This is a genomic window from Duganella sp. BJB1802 (genome assembly GCF_013369445.1).
In the GTDB taxonomy this organism is placed as follows: Bacteria; Pseudomonadota; Gammaproteobacteria; order Burkholderiales; family Burkholderiaceae_D; genus Rugamonas; species Rugamonas vulcania_A.
On sequence record NZ_JABWEF010000024.1, the window covers coordinates 1 to 21,115 of the forward strand.

27 protein-coding genes, 2 tRNA genes and 1 riboswitch are annotated in these 21,115 nt (G+C 62.0%); of the genes, 18 read left to right on the forward strand and 11 right to left on the reverse strand.

Annotation, left to right across the window (positions count from 1 at the left end):
- The 9 genes from ribD to glyA all read right to left on the reverse strand — a co-directional run.
- On the reverse strand, window positions 1–600 hold a 600-nt coding region (gene ribD / locus HUX88_RS27955), incomplete at its 3' end, for a bifunctional diaminohydroxyphosphoribosylaminopyrimidine deaminase/5-amino-6-(5-phosphoribosylamino)uracil reductase RibD (RefSeq protein ID WP_373886854.1).
- A 7-nt stretch (window positions 601–607) separates the two neighbouring features.
- Window positions 608–1,162 (reverse strand): GspH/FimT family pseudopilin, encoded by a 555-nt coding sequence (locus HUX88_RS27960; RefSeq protein ID WP_176363881.1) that lies wholly within the window; start codon window positions 1,160–1,162, stop codon window positions 608–610.
- Between the two features lie 10 nt (window positions 1,163–1,172).
- Window positions 1,173–1,628: a type IV pilin protein gene (locus tag HUX88_RS27965; protein ID WP_229219589.1), complete on the reverse strand. Its 456-nt coding sequence runs from the start codon at window positions 1,626–1,628 to the stop codon at window positions 1,173–1,175.
- Window positions 1,625–3,766, reverse strand: a complete 2,142-nt coding sequence (locus tag HUX88_RS27970) for a pilus assembly protein (RefSeq protein WP_229219590.1) — start codon at window positions 3,764–3,766, stop codon at window positions 1,625–1,627. Before HUX88_RS27970 ends, HUX88_RS27965 begins: the two co-directional genes overlap by 4 nt.
- Window positions 3,767–3,805: 39 nt before the next feature.
- Complete coding sequence (locus tag HUX88_RS27975; protein ID WP_373886855.1) at window positions 3,806–4,279, reverse strand: PilX N-terminal domain-containing pilus assembly protein; 474 nt, start codon at window positions 4,277–4,279, stop codon at window positions 3,806–3,808.
- Between the two features lie 26 nt (window positions 4,280–4,305).
- Complete coding sequence (locus HUX88_RS27980) at window positions 4,306–5,256, reverse strand: PilW family protein (RefSeq protein ID WP_176363883.1); 951 nt, start codon at window positions 5,254–5,256, stop codon at window positions 4,306–4,308.
- On the reverse strand, window positions 5,253–5,789 hold the full coding sequence (gene pilV, locus HUX88_RS27985) for a type IV pilus modification protein PilV (RefSeq protein ID WP_176363884.1): 537 nt from the start codon (window positions 5,787–5,789) through the stop codon (window positions 5,253–5,255). The genes HUX88_RS27980 and pilV overlap by 4 nt, the downstream gene beginning before the upstream one ends.
- Window positions 5,790–5,923: 134 nt before the next feature.
- The gene (nrdR, locus tag HUX88_RS27990) at window positions 5,924–6,394 is read right to left on the reverse strand and encodes a transcriptional regulator NrdR (protein WP_117015241.1); all 471 of its coding nucleotides are present in this window, start codon (window positions 6,392–6,394) and stop codon (window positions 5,924–5,926) included.
- 56 nt (window positions 6,395–6,450) lie between these two features.
- Window positions 6,451–7,698 carry a serine hydroxymethyltransferase gene (gene glyA / locus HUX88_RS27995; RefSeq protein ID WP_117015242.1) on the reverse strand — a complete coding sequence of 416 codons (1,248 nt, stop codon included), beginning with the start codon at window positions 7,696–7,698 and terminating at the stop codon, window positions 6,451–6,453.
- 98 nt (window positions 7,699–7,796) lie between these two features.
- A riboswitch (ZMP/ZTP riboswitch) is annotated at window positions 7,797–7,922 on the reverse strand.
- 152 nt (window positions 7,923–8,074) lie between these two features.
- Here glyA and HUX88_RS28000 point away from each other — a divergent pair.
- The 10 genes from HUX88_RS28000 to HUX88_RS28045 all read left to right on the forward strand — a co-directional run bounded on the left by HUX88_RS28000 (window position 8,075) and on the right by HUX88_RS28045 (window position 14,474).
- Entirely contained in the window at window positions 8,075–8,824 is a 750-nt protein-coding gene (locus HUX88_RS28000) for an SDR family NAD(P)-dependent oxidoreductase (protein ID WP_117015243.1), read from the forward strand.
- Between the two features lie 211 nt (window positions 8,825–9,035).
- Window positions 9,036–9,449 (forward strand): tol-pal system-associated acyl-CoA thioesterase, encoded by a 414-nt coding sequence (gene ybgC, locus HUX88_RS28005; RefSeq protein WP_117015334.1) that lies wholly within the window; start codon window positions 9,036–9,038, stop codon window positions 9,447–9,449.
- 8 nt (window positions 9,450–9,457) lie between these two features.
- Window positions 9,458–10,150, forward strand: a complete 693-nt coding sequence (tolQ, locus tag HUX88_RS28010; RefSeq protein ID WP_117015244.1) for a protein TolQ — start codon at window positions 9,458–9,460, stop codon at window positions 10,148–10,150.
- A 15-nt stretch (window positions 10,151–10,165) separates the two neighbouring features.
- The gene (locus HUX88_RS28015; protein ID WP_161083106.1) at window positions 10,166–10,603 is read left to right on the forward strand and encodes an ExbD/TolR family protein; all 438 of its coding nucleotides are present in this window, start codon (window positions 10,166–10,168) and stop codon (window positions 10,601–10,603) included.
- 15 nt (window positions 10,604–10,618) lie between these two features.
- Window positions 10,619–11,536 carry a cell envelope integrity protein TolA gene (tolA, locus tag HUX88_RS28020; RefSeq protein ID WP_176363885.1) on the forward strand — a complete coding sequence of 306 codons (918 nt, stop codon included), beginning with the start codon at window positions 10,619–10,621 and terminating at the stop codon, window positions 11,534–11,536.
- Between the two features lie 8 nt (window positions 11,537–11,544).
- Window positions 11,545–12,810 (forward strand): Tol-Pal system beta propeller repeat protein TolB, encoded by a 1,266-nt coding sequence (tolB, locus tag HUX88_RS28025; RefSeq protein ID WP_229219591.1) that lies wholly within the window; start codon window positions 11,545–11,547, stop codon window positions 12,808–12,810.
- A gap of 29 nt (window positions 12,811–12,839) precedes the next feature.
- Window positions 12,840–13,373, forward strand: a complete 534-nt coding sequence (gene pal, locus HUX88_RS28030) for a peptidoglycan-associated lipoprotein Pal (RefSeq protein WP_176363887.1) — start codon at window positions 12,840–12,842, stop codon at window positions 13,371–13,373.
- Window positions 13,374–13,480: 107 nt separating this feature from the next.
- Window positions 13,481–14,236 carry a tol-pal system protein YbgF gene (gene ybgF, locus HUX88_RS28035; protein ID WP_117015249.1) on the forward strand — a complete coding sequence of 252 codons (756 nt, stop codon included), beginning with the start codon at window positions 13,481–13,483 and terminating at the stop codon, window positions 14,234–14,236.
- Window positions 14,237–14,293: 57 nt separating this feature from the next.
- Window positions 14,294–14,369: transfer RNA gene (locus tag HUX88_RS28040), tRNA-Lys, on the forward strand.
- A 29-nt stretch (window positions 14,370–14,398) separates the two neighbouring features.
- Window positions 14,399–14,474: transfer RNA gene (locus HUX88_RS28045), tRNA-Lys, on the forward strand.
- Window positions 14,475–14,639: 165 nt separating this feature from the next.
- Here HUX88_RS28045 and HUX88_RS33415 read toward each other — a convergent pair.
- A complete protein-coding gene (locus HUX88_RS33415; protein ID WP_117015250.1) occupies window positions 14,640–14,729 on the reverse strand; it encodes a BrnA antitoxin family protein in 90 nt (29 codons plus the stop codon).
- Window positions 14,730–14,836: 107 nt separating this feature from the next.
- Here HUX88_RS33415 and HUX88_RS28055 point away from each other — a divergent pair, with 107 nt between their 5' ends.
- The 7 genes from HUX88_RS28055 (at window position 14,837) to HUX88_RS28085 (ending at window position 19,207) form a co-directional block, all read left to right on the forward strand.
- Window positions 14,837–15,376 (forward strand): TetR/AcrR family transcriptional regulator, encoded by a 540-nt coding sequence (locus HUX88_RS28055; RefSeq protein ID WP_176363888.1) that lies wholly within the window; start codon window positions 14,837–14,839, stop codon window positions 15,374–15,376.
- A 32-nt stretch (window positions 15,377–15,408) separates the two neighbouring features.
- Entirely contained in the window at window positions 15,409–16,161 is a 753-nt protein-coding gene (locus HUX88_RS28060; protein ID WP_176363889.1) for a CPBP family intramembrane glutamic endopeptidase, read from the forward strand.
- 646 nt (window positions 16,162–16,807) lie between these two features.
- Window positions 16,808–17,530 (forward strand): penicillin-insensitive murein endopeptidase, encoded by a 723-nt coding sequence (locus HUX88_RS28065; RefSeq protein ID WP_229219592.1) that lies wholly within the window; start codon window positions 16,808–16,810, stop codon window positions 17,528–17,530.
- A 104-nt stretch (window positions 17,531–17,634) separates the two neighbouring features.
- On the forward strand, window positions 17,635–18,042 hold the full coding sequence (locus HUX88_RS28070; RefSeq protein WP_176363891.1) for a BPSL0067 family protein: 408 nt from the start codon (window positions 17,635–17,637) through the stop codon (window positions 18,040–18,042).
- Between the two features lie 8 nt (window positions 18,043–18,050).
- On the forward strand, window positions 18,051–18,497 hold the full coding sequence (locus HUX88_RS28075) for an STY0301 family protein (protein ID WP_176363892.1): 447 nt from the start codon (window positions 18,051–18,053) through the stop codon (window positions 18,495–18,497).
- Between the two features lie 75 nt (window positions 18,498–18,572).
- Window positions 18,573–18,929 carry a type II toxin-antitoxin system RelE/ParE family toxin gene (locus tag HUX88_RS28080; RefSeq protein ID WP_117015256.1) on the forward strand — a complete coding sequence of 119 codons (357 nt, stop codon included), beginning with the start codon at window positions 18,573–18,575 and terminating at the stop codon, window positions 18,927–18,929.
- Complete coding sequence (locus HUX88_RS28085) at window positions 18,926–19,207, forward strand: helix-turn-helix domain-containing protein (RefSeq protein ID WP_117015257.1); 282 nt, start codon at window positions 18,926–18,928, stop codon at window positions 19,205–19,207. The genes HUX88_RS28080 and HUX88_RS28085 overlap by 4 nt, the downstream gene beginning before the upstream one ends.
- Before the next feature lie 12 nt (window positions 19,208–19,219).
- Here the strand turns inward: HUX88_RS28085 and HUX88_RS28090 are convergent, their stop codons facing one another.
- Window positions 19,220–20,098 (reverse strand): aldo/keto reductase family oxidoreductase, encoded by an 879-nt coding sequence (locus HUX88_RS28090; protein ID WP_176363893.1) that lies wholly within the window; start codon window positions 20,096–20,098, stop codon window positions 19,220–19,222.
- Between the two features lie 96 nt (window positions 20,099–20,194).
- Here HUX88_RS28090 and HUX88_RS28095 point away from each other — a divergent pair, with 96 nt between their 5' ends.
- Window positions 20,195–21,106 carry a LysR family transcriptional regulator gene (locus HUX88_RS28095; RefSeq protein ID WP_176363894.1) on the forward strand — a complete coding sequence of 304 codons (912 nt, stop codon included), beginning with the start codon at window positions 20,195–20,197 and terminating at the stop codon, window positions 21,104–21,106.
- Window positions 21,107–21,115 lie beyond the last annotated feature (9 nt).

The following is a 21,115-nucleotide window of genomic DNA, read 5'->3' on the forward strand; positions in this document are numbered from 1 at the left end:
GAGGCCGGTCAGTATGGCGCCGGCGCGCGCGCGCCAGGCGTGGCCGTCGGCGCGCGCTTCCGGCCCGGTGATCCACTGGCTGACACCGTTGTGCAGCGCCGTCATGCCGTCCAGGCTGGCGGCGGTCTTCATACGCACCCATGGCAGGCCACGCGTCATGCGCGAGAAGAAGCCAATGTTCAGCTCGTATGCCTGTTCGGCCAGCAGGCCGACGCTGGTCTCGATGCCGGCTGCGGCCAGCTTGGCCATGCCCTGCCCGGCCACCAGCGGATTCGGGTCTTCCATCGCCGCCACCACGCGGCCCAGGCCGGCACGCACCAGCGCATCCGAGCATGGCGGCGTGCGGCCGTGGTGGTTGCACGGTTCCAGCGTGACGTAGGCGGTGGCGCCGCGCACGTCGTGGCCGCGTGCCTGCGCATCCTTGAGCGCCTGGATTTCCGCGTGGTCGCTGCCGGCCTGCTGGGTGACGCCGGCGCCGATCACCTGCCCGTCGCGCACGATCACGCAGCCGATGTGCGGGTTCGGCGAGGTGGTGTACAGCCCTTTCGCGGCCCATTCCAGCGCCAGCGTCATGCCTTCGAGATCGTTGTTGATGTCCACGTTGTCCTTAATCCTTGGCGCTGGCGCAGCTGGCGTCGCCCGCCGCCGGGTCGCACACGCGTGCCCGGCCCAGCATATTGATCTTGATGTTGCGCACGTCGTCGCCCCGCGCCAGCGACAGCGTGCCCCAGCGCGCGGCCAGGCTGTTGCTCGCGTTGCAGGCGCGCCCAGCAGCATTATAAGCAAGATATTGCGGCGTTGCGGCCGACGAGAATGCCGCTGTGATGGCGATGCCCTCGGCGACCGGCCCGTGCCGGGTCAGCAGCAGCTCGCCGGGGTCGTGGCGGCGGTTGCCATTCTCATCGACGAACACCACCCAGCCTTCGCGCCAGGATGTGCCGGCCGGGTCCAGCGGCGCCATCAGGACCTGCCCGCCGCGCGCGATGGCTTGCGAGCGCGTCAGGTTGATCGCGGCCAGCAGATCGTTGACGGCCACCCGCAATTGCTGTTGCTTCAGCCCGGTATGAAAGCTCGGCACGGCGACGCCGAGCAAGGTCGTGATCAGCGCCATGACGATCAGCAGTTCGATCAGCGTGTGTCCGCGCGGGGGATGTGGGCGCATCGCGCTGTCCTCATGGCCAGCAGCGGGTGGACGGGCCGGTCGCCAGGCGCAAGCCGCTGCTGGTGAGCTTGAGCTGCCGGCAATCGTCGTCGCGAAAAGCGCTGTCGACCATCGCGGTGCCGGGCGTGGCGATCAGCTGCACGCATTGCGAGATCGGCTCGCCATCGCAAGCCTTGCCTTCGATTTCGTACGCGCTGGTGGGCGCGCCGTTGCTGCTCCACCACTTGAACTGGCGGGCTTCCAAATCCGTGGTGCTTGATGAAAAAGCGATGTAAGTGCTGGCCTGCGTGTAAAACCGCTCCTCCTGCTGCATCAGCTGGAGCATCGCGGCCTGCGCCTCGGAGCGGCGGGCACGGATCACGTGCTGTGTAAAACTCGGCATCGCCTGCGCGGCCAGCACGGCAAGAATGACCAGCACCACCAGCAGCTCGATCATGCTGAAGGCGCGCTCGTGAAGGGGCCTCATTTGATGGCCTCATGCAGCTCGCGCCAGTTGGCGACTTCGCGCCAGCTGAGCCGGCCGGACCGCAAGCGCACCTTGACCGCGCCCGCCACCGCAACCTCCCCTGCCGACACGTTGGCCACCGCGTAGTTCTTCGTCACCACGACCTGCCCGGTGGGATCGGGCGCGCTGCGTGTGGACGATTGCGGCACCAGTGCCAGCAACGTTGGGTAGGCCGGTTGCAGCAGGCCGACTATCGGCGCGGCCGGGTCGATGCTGGCGGTGCTGCGGCCCTCCGGCAGGCCGCTGAGCGCATTCAGCACGTAGGTTCGGCTGCGTGAAGCATCGCATTTGTCCGCGCCGGGCAACAGCGTGTTGAACACCACCGCGCCGCCCGCCAGCACGCCGCTGCCGATGCTGCGCTCGCCCGTGCGCGACGATCGCAGGAAATCGACATACCAGCCCTTGCTGTCCGGTGCGATAGCCGCGCCGCTGAGGTTGAACAGGTCTGCGGACGAGGCATCCAGCACACGCTCGGTCAACTGCCGCCGTCCGGCCACGACATCCATCGGCACGGACAAGCTGTCATGGATGCCATAGAACGACTGGGTAACGAAGCCGCCGGCCGACAAGTCGTTCCGGTCGAACAACATGCCGGTACCGAATAGCACCATGTAACCGCCGCCGCCGGCGTAAGCCAGCACGGGCCGCTGTGCAATCGGCTGGCGGCGGCCATCGGCATCGCGGGCGGCAAACAGCGCTTGCACCACGACGCCCGGCCAGCCGGCGAAATCGAAGCGCCACAGATTGCCTTGCAGGTCGCCGGCGTAGGCGTAGCTCAGCGCGCCGTCGCGGTCGAAGGTCAATGCCGGGGCGCTCAGGACGTTCGCCATCGATGAATCGGAGATCGGCGTGGTCCATCGGTAGTAGTTCGCGTTGAGCTTCCATGGCGCATCGCGCGGCTTGTCGAGTGCCAGCAGGAATAAGGCGCTCTTGCCCGCTCGGCTGGAGTGGCCGTCGCTGGCGTAGTTGTTCAACCCGCTGGAGGCGACGGCGAAATAGCGATAGCTGGCCGCCTCATCGCCGTGGCTGGTGAGCACTTTGGCGATCTGCGGCAGCGTGGTGAGATTGCCCATCATGGGGTCGTCGCGGTCGGTGAATTCCCACAGCGCGGCCGCTTCGTTCAGCGTTTCGGGATCGGTGACGTCCAGCGCGAACAGGCCTTGCGCGCCGCCGCCCATCGCGGAAACCAGCACCGTGCGCCAGCTCCCGCCGATGAGAACATCGCCGCTGCTTGCGGGACCGTCGACATAGGCATGGTGCACATAGCCGGGGCTCGGCAAGCGGTTCAATATCGGCATCAATGCGTCGGGCAGATAAGCGTAGCGTTCGATGCCGCTGGCGGCGTCGAAGCCATGCAGCATGCCGTCGTTGGCGCCGAGGTAGATCATGGGGCGGCGGGCTTTGTTCCGTTCGCGAAAGGCCGTGTAGCCCGCGTCCAGCGCTGCGCCCGACGGCGGGCCGACCAACACAGGCGTGCTGTTGATCGAGTCGCCCAGCACGCTGCTGCGCCGGCGGAACAACGCGCCCTCTTCGCTGCGGTCGCCGCGCAGATAGGCGACGCGCCGTTCGCCCAGTCCGTCGCTGATCGAGTGCGGCGGCGGCGCCTGATCCAGCATCGCCTGCTGCGCGGCCGACAAGGCGGGCCAACTAAATGGAATCCCGCTCAACCTGCCGTCGGCCTGGACGATGGCCGTGTAAAGATTGCGCGCGTCGGATGCCGGCAAGGGAGGCCGTCCCGGCGCACCGGTCAAGATCGCGCCGGCATCCCACAGCACGGCTCCCGGCACGGCCACGCCTGCAGGCGGCAAGCTGCTGCGCTCGAAGTGACCGCCGCTGTCGCCCGCGTCCAGCGTCGCGCTGAATAAGTCGCCAACAAGCGCCGAGGCCGGCGGTGGGCCAGACGACGCAGCAACGCCGACGCTCGCGGTCACCAATAACGACGCGCCAGCCATCCGCGCGCCCGCAGCGGGCGTGGCCGCGCGGCAGGCCGCAGTCAAGGGCTCGCTGCCGATATTGATCAGCGGGGGCGCGGCGTGCACGCCAGCGGCCAGCATCGGCAGCAGCATCAACAGCAAGGCGACCAAGACCCACGACCACATGCGTCCACGCCCAGACATCGCTATTTGCATATCCCCTCCTCACTCCGGCTTGCTGTACACACTCTGCAAAACCACTTCCGTCCCCGGCCGCGCCCCGAAGCCGATCACCGTCACGCGGTAGCAATAGCTGACAGCCGACGCATCCTCCCCGGGTTGATGGCAAGCCATGCGTTCGACCAGATAGCGCGGCTTCCTGAACGGCAGCGCGCCTTCCGCCGTCAGCATCTCCGCCCCAGTGTGCTCGCCAAAGCCCGCTGTGCAGGCGCCGCCGTCCTCCACCCCGGAAAGATCCACCCGCTGCCACGCAGGCGCCGCATCGCAGGCGCTGACCGCCGCCGTGCCGGATTGAATATCGCGCTCCGCATCTGCCAAGGCATCCTCCGCCGCTTGCAACGCCACTTCCCGATCACGCTCGCCGCGCGCCGCCTTCTCGCCCTGCAAGCTCATTTGCGCCGCCGACACGCCCAGCAACATCACCAGGATCAGCATCATCAGGCACATCAACACCGCCACGCCACGCTGCCTTCGCCGCTCCATGACTAGCCGCTCCGGTTGCGCAACGCCACCGTCATGCCGACCACCCTGCGCGCCCGCGCACGCTGCGACGCCGGCAGGCTCCCCTCCACGATGCGCACACCCTCGTCGTCGCCATGCGCGTCGGAATACGCGGGCCCGAACAGGTCGTATTGCGCCGCCCCGGCATCGGCGCGCGTGTTGACCTCGCCATGCAGCAGCAAGGCCACCCGGACGCTGCACACGCGCTTCCAGAAAGTCTTGCGGCGGAAGTCGCGCAAGCGTTCGTCCGCCGTTGCGCCAGCCAGCGCCAACGCGGCGTCCATCGCATCGATGCCGCTGGCGTTGAGATAGGTATTGGGCACGCCGTCGGCCGGCACATCGGTGTCCAGCCCATACAGCACCTGGAAGGAATCGACGCCGCGCACGATGGCGTCCGCGCCCCAGCCGGAGGCGCCCCGGTACTTGCAGCGCAGCTCGGTCTCGCCGGTGCCATCGTCGGCGACGTAGAAGATGCTCCAGCCGCGCGCATCGGGCGCATCGGGCGCGGCCACGCCAAAGCCCGCGCAATTGAGACTGGAGCCGTCGCCATTGCCGCCCACGCCGGTACCGGAGAAGCGCAATGCCAGCACATCGCTGCCGTGCGCCACCGCCGGCAACAGTCCCGAGATGTCCGCGCTGCCCCGGCTGATACTGCGCGCATCCAGCCCGGCAACGGACGCCGGCGCGGCATCATCCAGTTCTATCGGCGCCGTCTTGCCCTCCCAGTTGACGTAGGCGCCCAACCGTATCGAGCGCGCCAGGATGTCGAGCGCATGGCGGCCGCCGTCGTTCAGCCCGACGTACTCGTCGTGATTGCGGTAACTGCTGCCGGCCGACAGCAGCAACCCGCTGGCCAGCAAGGTCACGATCAAACCCAGCGTCACCGCGATGGCGAACTCAACGACAGTCCAGCCGCGGACAAGATGCGTACTCATCGCGTCGCTCCAACAACCAAGGCCAGCGCCGGCGCGAAATCGCCGCTCGCATCCTTGTGCGGCGTGCCATCAGGATTTTTTTCGCGCCAGCCGATCTTGACCACCACCGGCGCGCCCGCCCCGCCGCCGCACGCCCAGACCGTCTTGCCGCCACTGTCGCGACACACGCGCAACCGCCCCGCCGGCAGATACTGGCTCACCTGCATTTTCGCCTCGTACAGATCGAACATCGCCAACTGCGCGCTGTCGCACGCGCCGCCATAGCACAACGCCGACGGCGCCGGCGGATGAGGTTCCGCCAGCGCATCGTAATCAAGCAGCAAATAGGGATTGGCGCCATCGGCCAGATGCATCTGCGCGGCATTGGCGCGCATGCGTTCGGCCAGGCCGGCCGCGACGTAGCCCGCCTGCGACAACAACGCCGCCTGATGCCGCGCACGCAGCGCCGACAACTGCATCGCCACGCCGCCGACAATACCAAACGCCAGCAACAGCACGGCGATGAGGATTTCCAGCAGCGTAAAGCCCGGCATATAAGCGCGTGTGCACATTGCACACCTCCGCAAGTCGACGAGGACAGTGCTAGAAGTTAGCAGTGACTGCTGCTGAGAGTATGAGGTGTATCAAAGGTGCGCCAGCCATGGACCGGCGCATAACGCGCGGGAAACTAAGCCTTGCGCGGCTTACGCTCCTGCCCGACTTCGGCAATGGCGTCCTGGAACTCGGCCAGGTCTTCGAAGTTTTTGTAGACCGATGCAAAACGGATGTACGCGATCTTGTCGAGACGCTTCAACTCCTGCATCACCAGCTCGCCGATGTAGCCGGTATCGACCTCGCGCTGTCCGCTGGTCAGCAGCTTTTCCTCGATCGACAATATCGCCGCATCGACGGCGGGGGCCGCCACGGGACGCTTGCGCAGGGCCAGCGTGAGGCTGCCGCGCAGCTTGGCCGACGAATACTCGGTACGGCTGCCGTTCTTCTTGACCACATAGGGCATCACCAGCTCGATGCGCTCATAGGTGGTAAATCGTTTATCACATTTTCCGCAGCGCCGGCGCCGGCGTATGGCGTCCCCTTCCTCGGATACACGCGTATCGAGAACCTGGGTGTCTTCATGCTGGCAAAACGGACATTTCATATTGGCGCTATTCGATGACGCGACACCGGCACAGGCCGGCGTCGCGGTGCTACAGATTACTTGGCGTACACAGGGAACTTGTCAGCCAGAACCTTCACGGCCGCTTTCACGCGGTCGATGGTCGCTGCGTCGTGCGGGTTGTCCAGCACGTCGGCGATCAGGTTGCCGACTTGTTCCGCTTCCGCTTCCTTGAAACCACGGGTGGTGAAGGCAGGCGAGCCCAGGCGAATACCCGAAGTCACGAATGGCTTCTGCGGATCGTTGGGGATGCCGTTCTTGTTGCAGGTCATGTGCGCCGCGCCCAGGATCGCTTCCGCTTCCTTGCCGGTCAGGTTCTTCGGACGCAGGTCCACCAACATCACGTGCGACTCGGTGCCGCCGGAGACGATGCGCAGGCCACGCTTGATCAGGGTCTTGGCCAGCACGTCGGCGTTGATGACGACTTGTTGCTGGTAAGCCTTGAACTCAGGCGTCAGCGCTTCCTTGAACGCCACGGCCTTGCCGGCGATCACGTGCATCAGCGGGCCGCCCTGGATGCCTGGGAAGATGGCCGAGTTGATGATCTTCTCGTGCTCGGCCTTCATCAGGATGATGCCGCCGCGCGGGCCGCGCAGCGATTTGTGCGTGGTCGAGGTGACGAAATCGGCGTGCGGCACAGGGTTCGGATACAGGCCGGCTGCGATCAGGCCGGCGTAGTGCGCCATGTCGACCATGAAGTAGGCGCCAACGGCCTTGGCGACGGCGGCGAAGCGCTCGAAGTCGATCTTTTTCGAGAACGCCGAGGCGCCGGCGATGATCAGCTTAGGCTTGTGTTCCTTGGCCAGCGCTTCCATGGCGACGTAGTCGATGTCCTCTTCCGGGGTCAGGCCGTAGGAAACGACGTTGAACCACTTGCCGGACATGTTCAGCGGCATGCCGTGGGTCAGGTGGCCGCCTTCGGCCAGCGACATGCCCATGATGGTGTCGCCTGGTTTCAGCACGGCGAAGAACACGCCCTGGTTGGCTTGCGAGCCCGAGTTCGGCTGCACGTTGGCCGCTTCCGCGCCGAACAGCTGCTTGACGCGGTCGATCGCCAGTTGCTCGACGACGTCGACGTATTCGCAACCGCCGTAGTAGCGCTTGCCTGGGTAGCCTTCGGCGTATTTATTGGTCAGCTGGGAACCCTGCGCTTCCATGACGGCTGGCGAGGTGTAGTTCTCCGAAGCGATCAGTTCGATGTGATCGTGCTGACGGGTGTTTTCTTTCTGGATGGCGCCGAACAATTCCGGGTCAACGTTGGCGAGGGTGTGATCTTTTGCGAACATGTAAAAACTCCAATCGAATTGAGTAACTTGTTACTGGCAGGTTGGATCGAATGAGGGAAGCCGATAGCGGATAGGCAGCCTCTTCGTGCAATTCCATCGATGGCTGCCCAGGCGAACGGCTGTTGAAATCTCACGTTTCCCGGTGGATGCCCACCTTTCGCCGACCGGCCGCCACGCACCAAAATGGTGATGACCGGAGCTTTTCGCCAGTTACGTGAGACGTAATGGAAGCCCGATTGTAATTTATGCGCCAGATTTGAGCAAGGAAATGATTGTTTAAAAGGCAATCTTATGCCGATTTTGATAGACGGGGCTAGTCATACTGCCATTTCGGCTACACTTGACCATCGTTTCCACTCTCGCATAAGGATAGAACATGATCGTCTTCATCACGGGCGCCACCGCCGGCTTCGGTGCCGCCATGGCCCGCACCTTCGTCCAGAACGGCCATAAAGTGCTGATCAGCGGCCGCCGCGCCGACCGCCTGCAGGCGCTGGCCGCCGAGCTGGGCGCCGCCGCCCGTCCCGTCGTGCTGGACGTCACCGACAAGGCCTCGATCAAGGGCGCGCTGGAGGGCCTGCCGGCCGAGTGGGCGCAGATCGACGTGTTGATCAACAACGCCGGCCTGGCGCTGGGCGTCACGCCGGCGCACGAATCGTCGCTGGAGGACTGGGATACGATGATCGCCACCAACTGCAGCGGCCTGGTCGCCATGACCCGCGCCATCCTGCCGGCGATGGTGGCGCGCGGCAGCGGCACGGTGATCAACCTGGGCTCGGTGGCCGGCGACACGCCCTACCCTGGCGGCAACGTGTACGGCGCCACCAAGGCCTTCGTCGAGCAGTTCACACTCAATCTGCGCGCCGACCTGGTGGGCACCGGCGTGCGCGCCACCAACCTGGCGCCCGGCCTGTGCGGCGGAACCGAGTTCTCCAACGTCCGCCTGAAGGGCAACGACGAAGCCGCGGCCAAGGTCTACGAAGGCACCGAGCCGCTGACGGCCGAGGACATCGCCAACACCGCCTATTGGATCGCCACCCTGCCGGCCCACATCAACATCAACCGCATCGAAATGATGCCGACCTGCCAGGGCTACGGCCCGCTGGCGATCAAGCGCAACCTGTAAACCGTTTGCACCGACGAATCGTTTCATCCCTGAAGCGATTCGTAAGCGGTTGTTACAAACCTTGGCAAGTTGCTGGGAAAACGCTTTACTATCGCAAATGCAATTTTTGGCGTCTTCTTGCAAAATCGGCAGAAATGACGCGGTAGCAGCTTCAACGACAACAATAAAATCGCGTAGAATGTTGCTCAATCTTACCAGTAGTCAAAATAACATGCCTGCAGAGTTTATCTGGAACGTACGGGTCTATTACGAAGACACCGACGCCGGCGGTATCGTCTATTACGCAAACTACCTCAAATTCTTCGAGCGCGCCCGCACCGAGTGGTTGCGCGCCATCCACGTCGAACAGCACGCCTTGCTCCACGAACATGATGTCTTGTTCGTCGTCAAAAGCGTCAGCGCGGAGTATCATGCGCCTGCCAGGTTGGACGATGAACTAAAATTAACACTTAGCATCGAAAAGCTAGGCCGCGCCTCGATTCTGTTCGTGCAGCAAGCCTGGTGCGGCGAACAATTGCTCAACACCGCCCGCGTCAAGGTCGGCTGCGTGGGTTCCGACCTGTCGCCGCGCGCCGTGCCGGCGGCGGTTGCCGAAAAAATGCGTAGTACCATCAAAACAGACTGAACCTATACATGAACGTCACCCAAGACCTCTCCTTCCTGTCCCTCATCACCAACGCGCACGTGATCGTGCAAGTGATCATGGCGCTGCTGTTCGGCATCTCGCTGACCAGCTGGACCTACATCTTCAGCAAGATGTTCGCGGTGCGCTCGGCGCGCCGCCTGACCATCGAATTCGAGAAGACCTTCTGGGCCGGCGGCAACCTGCACGCGCTGCACCAGAACGCCGGCAAGGACCGCGCCAACAGCGGCCCGCTGGCGCGCATCTTCGAAGCTGGCATGGGTGAGTTCATCAAGAGCAAGGCCGCCTACACCGCCGCCCGCGAAAGCATGGACGCCGGCGCGGTGTTGGACGGCGCCCGCCGCGCCATGCGCGCCGCCTTCCAGCGCGAGATGGACGTGCTCGAATCGCACCTGGCCTTCCTGGCCTCGGTCGGCTCGGTGTCGCCGTACATTGGCCTGCTCGGCACCGTGTGGGGCATCATGAACGCCTTCCGCGGCCTGGCCAACGTGCAGCAGGCCACGCTGGCGGCGGTCGCCCCCGGCATCGCCGAAGCGCTGATCGCCACCGCCATCGGCCTGTTCGCGGCGATCCCGGCCGTGGTCGCGTACAACCGTTTTTCGCACGACATCGACCGTTTGGCGATCCGCTTCGAGAGTTTTGTCGAAGAGTTCTCCAACATCCTGCAACGTCAGTCGCGTTAAGAAGGCAGGGCAATCATGGCTTCCTCTTTCTCCAGCAGCATGCGCGGCGGCCGCGGCCGCAAGTTCAAGTCCGAGATCAACGTCGTGCCCTACATCGACGTGATGCTGGTGTTGCTGATTATTTTCATGGTCATGCCGTCGGCCAATGACCCGAGCGTGGTCGACCTGCCGAGCGCCGAGCGCTCCACCAAGCCGCCCAGCGATTACGTGCAGGTGGTGATCAAGCCGAACGGCGCGCTGTCGATCGGTGTCAAAGGCAAGGGTGAAGAGGCGCCGGAAACCGCGCCCAACCGCGACGCGCTGGTCAAGAAGCTGCGCGCCATCCACAACGACCATCCCGACTATCCGGTGCTGATCGCCGGCGACAAGGAAAGCAAGTACGACGACGTGATCCAGCTGATCTCGGAAGCGAAGAAGATGGGCATCAACCGGGTCGGTTTGTCGACCAAGTAAATCACAGTGCATACGATGAAACCCGCAACGGCAGGCGGCCCCTACAAAGTGCCGCGACAAAACGAAGGCTGGCGCTCGATGGCGCTGGCCGCGGCCATGCACGCCGTGCTGCTGCTGTTCCTGTGGGTGGGCGTGAGCTGGCAGAACAACGAGCCGACCACCGTGCAGGCCGAGATCTGGGACATGAAGGTGCAGGAAGCGGCGCCGACGCCGCCCCAGGTCAAGCCCGAGCCTGAACCCGAACCGGAACCGACGCCGGTGGTCAAGGCCGCCCCGCCGAAACCGGTGGAGGCGCCGCCGACGCCGAAGGAACCTGATATCGCCCTGGAACGCCTGAAGCTGAAGAAGAAACTCGAACAGGAAAAACTCGAGGCGGCCAAGGAAGCCAAGCTGAAGAAGGAAGCCGAAGAGAAGCAGGCCAAGGCGGAAGCCAAGAAGCTGGCCGACAAGAAGGAAGCCGAGCAAAAGCTGAAGGACGAGAAGGAACAGGCCGAGAAGGACAAGAAGAAAGCCGCGCTGGCCGAGAAAGCCGCCAAGGAAAAAGCCGAGAAGGCCGACAAGGCCGCGCGCGACAAGGCCTTCGCCGCCGAGATGAGCCGCATCACCGGCAACGCCGCCAAGGGCAGCACCGGCACCGCCGCCACTTCGACCGGCGGGCGCGTCGACGGCGGCTATCGCGCGGCGGTCATCAGCAAGATCAAAGGCAACCTGGTGTACGGCGCGATCGACGATACATTGAGCGCCACCTATTCGATAACCCAATTGCCCACCGGTGAGATCATTGGCATTCGCAAGGTGAAGAGCAGCGGCTCAGCCGCCTACGACAATGCAATTGAAAATGCGATCGCCAAATCGTCACCACTACCCAAGAAAAAAGATGGTACGGTAGAGCGCGAAATTACCGCCGATTTCAATATGAAGGATATGCACTGATGCACACCATGAAAAAACTGAACCAAGCGATCCTTACCGCCGCGCTGGCACTGGCCGCCAGCGGCGTCCACGCACAGATGCGGATCGAAATTTCCGGCGTCGGCAGCAACCAGATTCCGGTCGCCGTGGCCGGCTTCGCGGACGAGAACATCGCCCCGCAACAGATTTCCGCCATCATCAAGGCCGACCTGGAGCGCAGCGGCGCCTTCAAGCTGATCGACGCCGGCGTGATCACCAGCATGAACAACATCGACTACGGCACCTGGAAGGCCAAGGGCGCCGACGCGCTGGTGGTCGGCACCGTCGCCAAGTCGGCGGCCGGCGACTATGAAGTGCGCTACAAGCTGTTCGACACCGTCAAGCAAAGCGAGCTGTCGCAGCTGAACGTGGCACGCGCGCCGCAGTTCACCCGCCTGACCGCGCACAACATCGCCGACGACGTCTACCTGAAGCTGACCGGCATCCGCGGCGCCTTCTCCACCCGCATCGCCTACGTCAAGGAGTACGACAAGCGCCACTACGAACTGCTGGTGGCCGACGCCGACGGCGAAGGCGAACAGATGGCGCTGCGCTCGAACGAACCCATCATCTCGCCGTCCTGGTCGCCGGACGGCACCAAGGTCGCCTACGTCTCGTTCGAACAGAAGAAGCCGGTGGTCTACGTGCAGAACCTGGTCAACCGCGCGCGCACCGTGGTCGCCAACGAAAAAGGCAGCAACTCGTCGCCGGTGTGGGCGCAGAGCGGCAACAAGCTGGCCGTATCGCTGTCCAAGGACGGCCACACGCAGATCTACACGGTCAACGCCGACGGCGGCAACCTCAAGCGCGTCTCCAACAGCGCCGGCATCGATTCCGAGGCCAACTTCGCGCCCGACGGCAGCATCTACTTCATGAGCGACCGCAGCGGCGGCCCGCAGATCTACCGCATGAACGCCGACGGCGGCGAGGCCAAGCGCATCACCTTCACCGGCAACTACAACATCAGCCCGCGCGTGTCGGCCGACGGCAAGACCCTGGCCTACATCTCCCGCCGCGACGGCAACTACCAGCTGTACGTGATGGACCTGGCCAGCGGCCAGGAACAGCGCCTGTCCGACAGCACCGACGACCAGTATCCAAGCTTTGCCCCCAACGGCAAATACATCATGTACGCCACTCAAGCCGGCGGCCGCAAATCGCTGGCTGTGGTCTCGGTGGATGGACGTGTAAAGCAACGCCTGACCACACAGGCGGGCAACATCAAGGAGCCCACCTGGGGTCCATTCATGCAGTAACTTTTACCTTTCATCTCTAGGAGAATCAAATGCGTAAACTCAGCAGCCTCGCTTTCATCGTCACCACCGCCGCCATCCTGTCCGCCTGCTCGTCGACCCCGGTCAAGATCGCCGAGCCGGCCAAGGTGGAAGAGCGTCAAGTCGACACCAAACCGCAGCCGCAGGCTGACACCCGCACCGTGGCCCCGGTCGAAACCAAATCGCTGGATCCGCTGGACGATCCAAAAGGCGTGCTGGCCAACCGCAGCGTGTACTTCGACTTCGACAGCTACGTCGTGCGCGACGACGGCAAGCCAGTGGTGGAAAACCACTCGGCCTACCTGGCCAAGAACAAGGCCCGCTCGATCCTGATCCAAGGCAACACCGACGAACGCGGCGGCGCCGAGTACAACCTGGCCCTGGGCCAGAAGCGCGCCGAAGCCGTGCGCAAGGCCATGACCACGCTGGGCGTGTCGGAATCGCAGGTCGAAGCCGTTTCGCTGGGCAAGGAAAAGCCTAAGGCCTCCGGCTCGAACGAAGAAGCATGGGCGCAAAACCGTCGTGCAGACATCGTCTACAAGTAATCGAAAGCACTACCCTTTTGCCGGGTGACAGGCATAATACGGGGCGGCACGCGGAAAACACCGCGTCCCGCCCCGTTTCCTATTAGATTTGTGTGAAAGCGTCCGACATGAAGAAACTCTCCAAATCCGGCCTGAGCGCCGTCCTGCTGGCCGCACTGACCTGGCTGCCGCTGCAAGCCCATGCCGGGCTGTTCGACGACGACGAAGCCCGCAAGGCCCTGCTCGACCTGCGCGCCAAGGTCGAAGCCATGCGCGCCGAGCTGAACGCCCGCATCGACACCAAGTCCGACAAGTCCAGCACGCTGGACCTGGTCTCGCAAAACGAAATGACGCTGCAGGAAGTGGCCAAGCTGCGCGGCCAGATCGAAGTGCTGAGCAACGAGCTGGCCAACGCGCAAAAGCGCCAGAAAGATTTCTATGTCGACCTCGACGCCCGCCTGCGCAAGCTGGAGCCGCGCGAAGTGACCATCGACGGCAAGACCGCGCAAGTGGACCCGAGCGAACAGCGCACCTACGAGGCGGCGTGGCAGACCTTCAAGTCGGGCGACTACAAGGCGGCGGGCACCGCGTTCACCGAATTCGTGCAGCGCTATCCGGGCTCCAGCTACGCGCCGGCCGCGCAGTACTACCTGGGCAGCTCCTACTTCGCGCAGCGCGACTGCAAGAGCGCCATCGCGGCCCAGCAGCAGGTGCTGAAGAACTACGCCGACAGCCCGAAGGCGCCGGAAGCCATGCTGATCATCGCCAGCTGCCAGACCGAGCTGAAAGACAAGGCTGCCAAGAAAACGCTGCAGGACCTGATCAAGACCTATCCTGACTCGTCGGCAGCGGCGACGGCCAAGGAACGCCTCGGCGGCAAATAATTACTTGGGGGTATTTGACAGCCGGACTCATTACCCCCTATAATCTCGCTTCTTCGGGGGTCGTTAGCTCAGCTGGTAGAGCAGCGGACTTTTAATCCGTTGGTCGCAGGTTCGAATCCCGCACGGCCTACCATTCGAAGAAAACCAAGGTATCGCACCTTTGGGTCGTTAGCTCAGCTGGTAGAGCAGCGGACTTTTAATCCGTTGGTCGCAGGTTCGAATCCCGCACGGCCTACCACGAATACAGTAGTAGTTAAATCAAGGAGTTACGAGTGATCGTAACTCCTTTTTTTACGTCCGCTTCGGCCCCGGCTTTCGGGGCTTGCGACAGATTTGTGCCGCGCAGGAGTTCGCCCACCACCGGTCCTTACCGGGTCCGCATCGCCATCAAATATGGCGTGCATCAAGGAATGCCGAGCCACTCCTTGAGCACGACGCCCATGCGCGTCTGCCAGCCATCGCCGGTGGCCTTCAACCAGTAACATCGCCACATCAAACCGGATCGTCCTGTTTTGCCCGGACCTCGTCCCTGGCACGCAGCCGAACGATTCCGGCACAATTCGCTTGTGTGAAACAGTCGTTACATGTAACATCCGTTTCATGAGCAGACGAGATGAACTTCGCGACAAAGCGCTTGATTATTTTCTGGACCATGGTCTGGCTGAATTATCGCTGCGGCCACTGGCCGAACAAATCGGAACCAGTGCCCGTTTATTGATCTATCACTTCGAGTCCAAGGAAAGACTGATTACGGTCGTGATGGATCAAGTGCGCTCCCGCATGCAGCAATCGTTGATGGAGATGATGCTGGCAGCCCGAGGCGAAGCGGGCATGGAGTCGTTTTGGTGCTGGGTGACCGCCAAGGACAATATTCGCTATGTCCGCTTGCTGTTTGAAGTCCAGGTACTGGCACTGCAAAACCCGGCAAGCTATGGCCAATTCCTATCCGATACCAGCTCCAGCTGGCTGGAAGTGCTGGAACACTGCATCCCTGAATCAGCTGATCGCCGCACCATCGCAACTTTATGCGGTGCCGTGATCGACGGACTGGTGCTGGACTATATGAGCACTGGCGACTTCGATCGCACTACCGCCGCATTGAAATTTTTCGTTTCGCTGTTAAGTCGATACAGCGAATAAATCAGTCACAAATCGTAAGAAAGTAGCCTGATATGAACAATCTCGATGACGCCTCAACAACTGTGATGAACAAAACAGAAAATCCAAAAAACTTATTGGCCTCGCCCAGACATACATTGACTCTATTTGGCATCCTGGCGATGTTGATGGCGGCCGGCGTGCTGAACTCTTCAAAAAAAATTTCTGCTAGCCATGTGCCGGATGCGACGCAAATGATCATGAACGACCTGATCATGATCGGCCTGCTGTGGTTATGGGTAGTTTTTATTTACAGAGGCATGAAGGAGCGTAGCCGTTCAATCTTGGAGTTTTTCGAATTAAAGTCATTCACGCCGACCAAACTCCTCAGTGACTTTGCCTATGCTGCACTTGCCTTCGCACTGATTTATGCGTGTTCAATCGGGCTGCATTATTTCTTGCCGGACCACACTTCGCAATCGAACAATCCGCTTCTTTCTTCCCAACCGGACGGGTTATTGGGAGTAGCTGTCTGGTTATGCATATCAATCAGTGCCGGCATCAGTGAAGAGATCGTGTTTCGAGGTTATCTTCAACGCCAACTCGCTTCGATGACTGGACGGGTCGGCATCGCTATCTTGGCTCAGGGTGTCGCATTCGGAATCGGACACGCATATGAAGGACTTAATTCAGTCTTGGCAATCATGCTGCATGGCCTGTTCCTGGGCATTCTCGCCCATTGGCGCGGCAATATTCGTGCGGGAATTATTGAGCATGCGGCGTGGGATATTCTCGCCGGATTCGGATTGCTTAGTGCGAATTGGTAAAATACGGTCACGGCATGAGCTGTGACGGATTTGTGACGAGCTTATTGAGCATCGGCGTTTGATGCCCTTGGCCACATTTGAGAACGACACGCGGCAAGCCTTGTAAGCGACTGATTTTTAGGGGCGGAAGCGTCGCGGCCGGTGCTCTCACGGGATTGGCGTGCAGACCTGGCACGCCGGTATGTGTGAGAATAGCTGCGTTTGTCGGAGGTGCTCTCGCGGCCTTCGGCGTTGGTTTTATATGGTAGAGCAATCTCGTGAGATTACTTTCGACATCGGAATTCGCGACAAGGCTGGCGACGCCTTACACGGATGCGGCGTTGGTAACTTCCGAGCTACTGCCGGACGCCAAGCCCACCGGGCCGATCGTGACGGGAGCCGTGCTGGACGCGGCTGTGGAATGGCGTGGCTATCGCATTGCCTTCCTCACCGACCGAAAACTCGAATTCTTCAGGCGCCTCCGAATTGAAGGCAAGCCACAGCCGGAAAGCGCGAGCGGGATTTCAGCGCAGTCCGAGACGACAGCGCGGACGCAGGCTTTAACCCCACTACCACGCCGGGACAGCTTCTCATGTATAACAACCTGACTTCCGTGACGAAGCGAGCTAGAACGCAAACATCTAACGAGGTGCCGCACACCGGTGCCTTGGCCATTCGATCCTGCCTGTGGCTCAGGCACCAAATCCTGAAAGCCACGGTGCTGTTTGCGCTGCCGCTGGCGCTGGCCAATGCCAGCACGTGCTACGGCACGCCGGCGAACGGCCGCCTGCAAGACGGAGTGCAGCTTCCCGCGCAGGGCAAGAACTTTGTTCCCTACAGCAGCGTCGGCGTCGCGCTGGGCCGGACCTATGTGCATCAGAGCATCCGCGATATCGTGGTCGCCGCTTACGACGCCGTGTACCAGGCCGCGCCAGACAAGCGCTTCATGTACGGCGAAACAGGGCTGGTCAACGGCGGGCAAATCAAGCCGCATCACACTCATCAGGCTGGGCTATCGGTCGATTTCATGGTCCCGGTCCTCGACAGCAACAACCAGCCGACGCTGCTGCCGTCGAATGCGCTGAACAAGTTTGGCTATGGTCTTGAATTTGACTCGAACGGCGTGCTGGGTGACCTGCATATCGACTTTGATGCCATCGCGGAGCATCTGCACCAGTTGGCCGACGCGGCAGAAAAACGCCATGTGAAAATCGAACGGGTGATCTTCCAAAAAGAACTCGCGGCGCGGCTGTTCCAGACATCGCGCGGACGCGATCTGCGCACCACCCTGCCCTTCATGAAAACCACGCCGTGGGTCAGGCACGATGAACACTATCATGTGGACTTCTCGCTGCCGTGCCGTCCACTTGGCGCCTACCGCGGGCCATAGGGCAAACTCGTGAGGTTACTTTCCCCCCTCGGGTTTGAGACATCACAATCCACTGCGCTCCGGTAGCTCCGACAATCAATTTTCCCCTTTGTCAGGAGCCTATAATGAACTTCATTTATCCCAAAGCCGCATCGCTGGAAGGCGCGACCAAGGTAGGAACAAAAGACTGCGTCGCCTTGGTTCAACACTACGCCCACGCTCCAAATCATCTGGCATGGCGACCGGGAGAAAAGGTCTTGGACAATAAGAGCATTCGACCTGGGACCGCTATAGCGACTTTTGAAAATGGCCGCTATCCTGGTCGCCCCAAAGGTAATCATGCTGCGCTCTACTTGCGCCCAGGCCCACCAGGAGATGGCTTTGGGGTGATCGATCAATGGAAAGACGACACAACAAAGAAAACAATTTCCGCTCGCTATATTCCTTCCCTTCATCAGCCTCAAAGCAAGAACGGCACCTGGTATAGAGCAAGCGACAATGCGGATGCTTTTTACGTTATCGAAACGAGGTAGACGAAGCAATGCGAATATCCAGCTACAAACTACTGCTCGCAACTATTCCCGTGCTTGCAGCGACGCCGGCCCTCGCGGCAGAGCACAACATTGAGTGTCCTGCTCAACTCCCCCAAGATGCGCTTCAAGTCGTCCATCCGTCAAGCGGCTGGACGGCGTTTGTGCCTACCGCATTGCGGCTATCCTCGGTGGCGATGATGAACGGCCCACCTTCCAAAATGGCGATACTCAAGCCAGACGAAATCAAACAGCAAAAGAATAAGAAACAGGTCAGCTGGCAAGACTTGAACGACGGACCGGCGCCAGGCGGAAAATGGATAGCCTGTAACTACGGCGCCGGAAATAACGACGTCATCCTGTCCAGAAAAATCGATGACAAGACCAGCCAATGCACCGTGACCTATACCGGCACTCAGCCAGGCGAGCGCGACATCGCCATCGTTTGCAGTTGGTGATTCGGCGAGCCGTATAGCGGTCCAGCCACCTGCTCACCGTTTGCAGAAACATACAAAATCTTGTATAACCATATTATGGCGAATGCGACGAAATTTGCTTCCAAGCCTGTGGAGTTTCGTGGCAGTTCCCTGGATGATTTACGCGCCTTCCCGACCTTAGCCCGGCGTGAAGCAGGCCACCAGATTGACCTCGTGCAGAACGGGAAGGAGCCGGATGACTGGAAGCCGATGGCAACCGCTATCGGACCGGGTGCCAAGGAAATACGCATTCGAGATGAAACTGGGGCATTCAGGGTGATTTATGTAGCAAAGTTCGACGATGCCATCTATGTGCTGCACTGTTTTCAGAAGAAAACCGAGCAAACCAGTAAGCCCGATATTGATCTGGCCGGGAAACGCTACCGTGATTTGAAGAGGGAGTTGGGAAAATGACCGCCAATCGTTTTACAAGCGTCTGGGACGCAATTGAAGATGCGCCCGAAGAAGCCGAGAACATGAAGGTCCGTTCTCAGCTGATGATGCAGCTGAAAAGCTACATCACCAAATCCGGATTGAGCCAAAGCGAGGCTGCCAGGATCTTTGGCATCACTCAGCCTCGCGTGTCCGATCTAATGCGCGGCAAGATCAATCTGTTCGGAATCGATGCGCTGGTGAATATGGCCGCTAAAGCAGGCCTGCACGTCGAAATCCGGCTACGGGAAACAGCGTAGCCGCCTGACCTGCTACCACCCGTTTGTCACATGCGGTGCCATGCGATCCAGCTCAGCCACCGCGTCATCAGGCAGCACAAACAAACCAGCCGCGATATTCTCGCGCAAATGCGCCAGCGACGACGTCCCCGGAATCAACAGGATATTCGGCGAGCGGCGCAGCAGCCACGCCAGCGCCACCTGATTGGGCTGCGCCTGCAAGCGCGCGGCGACGGCCGACAGCGTCGCCGACTGCAACGGCGAAAATCCACCCAGCGGAAAGAACGGCACGTAGGCGATGCCATCCTTCGCCAGCGCATCGATCATCGCGTCGTCCTGACGATGCACCAGGTTGTAGTGATTCTGCACGCAGACGATCTCGCACATCCCCCGCCCTTGCGCCACCTGCGCCGCCGTGACGTTGCTCAAGCCGATCTCGCGCACCAGGCCTTGGCGCCGCAGCTCGGCCAGCGCGCTCAGCGGCTCCTCGATCGAGCCCTCGGCCGGCTGCATCGGATCGATCATCACGCGCAGGTTCACCACGTCCAGCACATCCAGCCCCAGGTTGCGCAAGTTGTCGTGTACCGCCTGCCTCAATTCACCAGCCGAGCTGGCCGGCAGCCAGGAGGCATCCGCGCCGCGCCGCGCGCCGATCTTGGTGGTGATGACCAGGTCGTCGCGATAAGGATGGAGCGCTTCGCGTATCAACTGATTGGTGACGTGGGGGCCATAGAAGTCGCTGGTGTCGATATGATTTATACCGTTTTCGACAGCCGCCCGCAGCACGGCCAACGCGCCGGCGCGGTCGGCCGGCGGGCCGAAGACGTGCGGCCCGGCGAGCTGCATGGCGCCGTAGCCCACCCGCTTGACCGTGCGGCTGCCGAGTTTGAAAGTGGTGAAAGACTGGTGCATTTGAGTTCCTCCTGTTTGAACAGAGGCCAGTGTAGACGCGCAGCCGGCGTTCGATAAGTAGGTATAATCAGGACAACCCGTACGAAATTCCGCACAATGAAAATCGACCTCGCCGACCTCACCGCGTTTCTCGCCGTCGCCAATGCCAAAGGCTTCCGCGAAGGCGCCCGTGCCAGCGGGCTCAGCGCATCGGGACTGAGCGAGGCGGTGCGCCGGCTGGAAGCGCAAGTGGGCGTGCGGCTGCTCCACCGCACCACCCGCAGCGTCGCCACCACCGAGGCGGGCGAGCGCTTGCGGACCCGCCTCGGCGCCGCGCTGACGGAGGTGGAAGCCGCGCTCGATGCCGTCAACGATTACCGTGGCCGCCCTTCAGGCACGCTCAAGCTCAACGTCCCCATCAGCGGGGCGCGCCTGATCCTGCCGGCCATCGTCTCGCGCTTCCTGGCCGCCTATCCCGAGATCCGGCTCGACATCACCGCCGACGATAATTTCGTCAACGTGCTGGAGGCCGGCTGCGACGCCGGCATCCGCTATGACGAGCGCCTGGAACAGGACATGATCGCAGTGCCCATCGGCCCACGCATCCAGCGCTTTGCCGCGGCCGCCGCGCCCTCCTACCTCGACCGGCGCGGACGCCCCGGCCACCCGCGCGACCTGCTGCAGCACGACTGCCTGCGCCTGCGCTTCGCCGGACGGGCCATGCCGCCATGGGAATTCACCCGCGACGACGAGACCGTGCAGATCGACGCCGAAGGCCCTCTGCATGTGCAAGGCGGCGCGATCGCCGACCTGTTGGTGGAGGCGGCCATCGGCGGCAGCGGCATCGTGTATCTGTTCGAGGACTGGCTGCGCCCCCACCTCGACAGCGGTGCGCTGGTGCCGGTGCTGGAACCGTGGTGGCTGGCGTTCTCCGGGCCCTTCCTTTACTACCCGGGGCGCCGGCTGGTCCCGGAACCACTTCGCGCCTTCATCGACTTCATCCGGGAAGCGGATCAGGGGCGGCAATAAGCGCGCAAA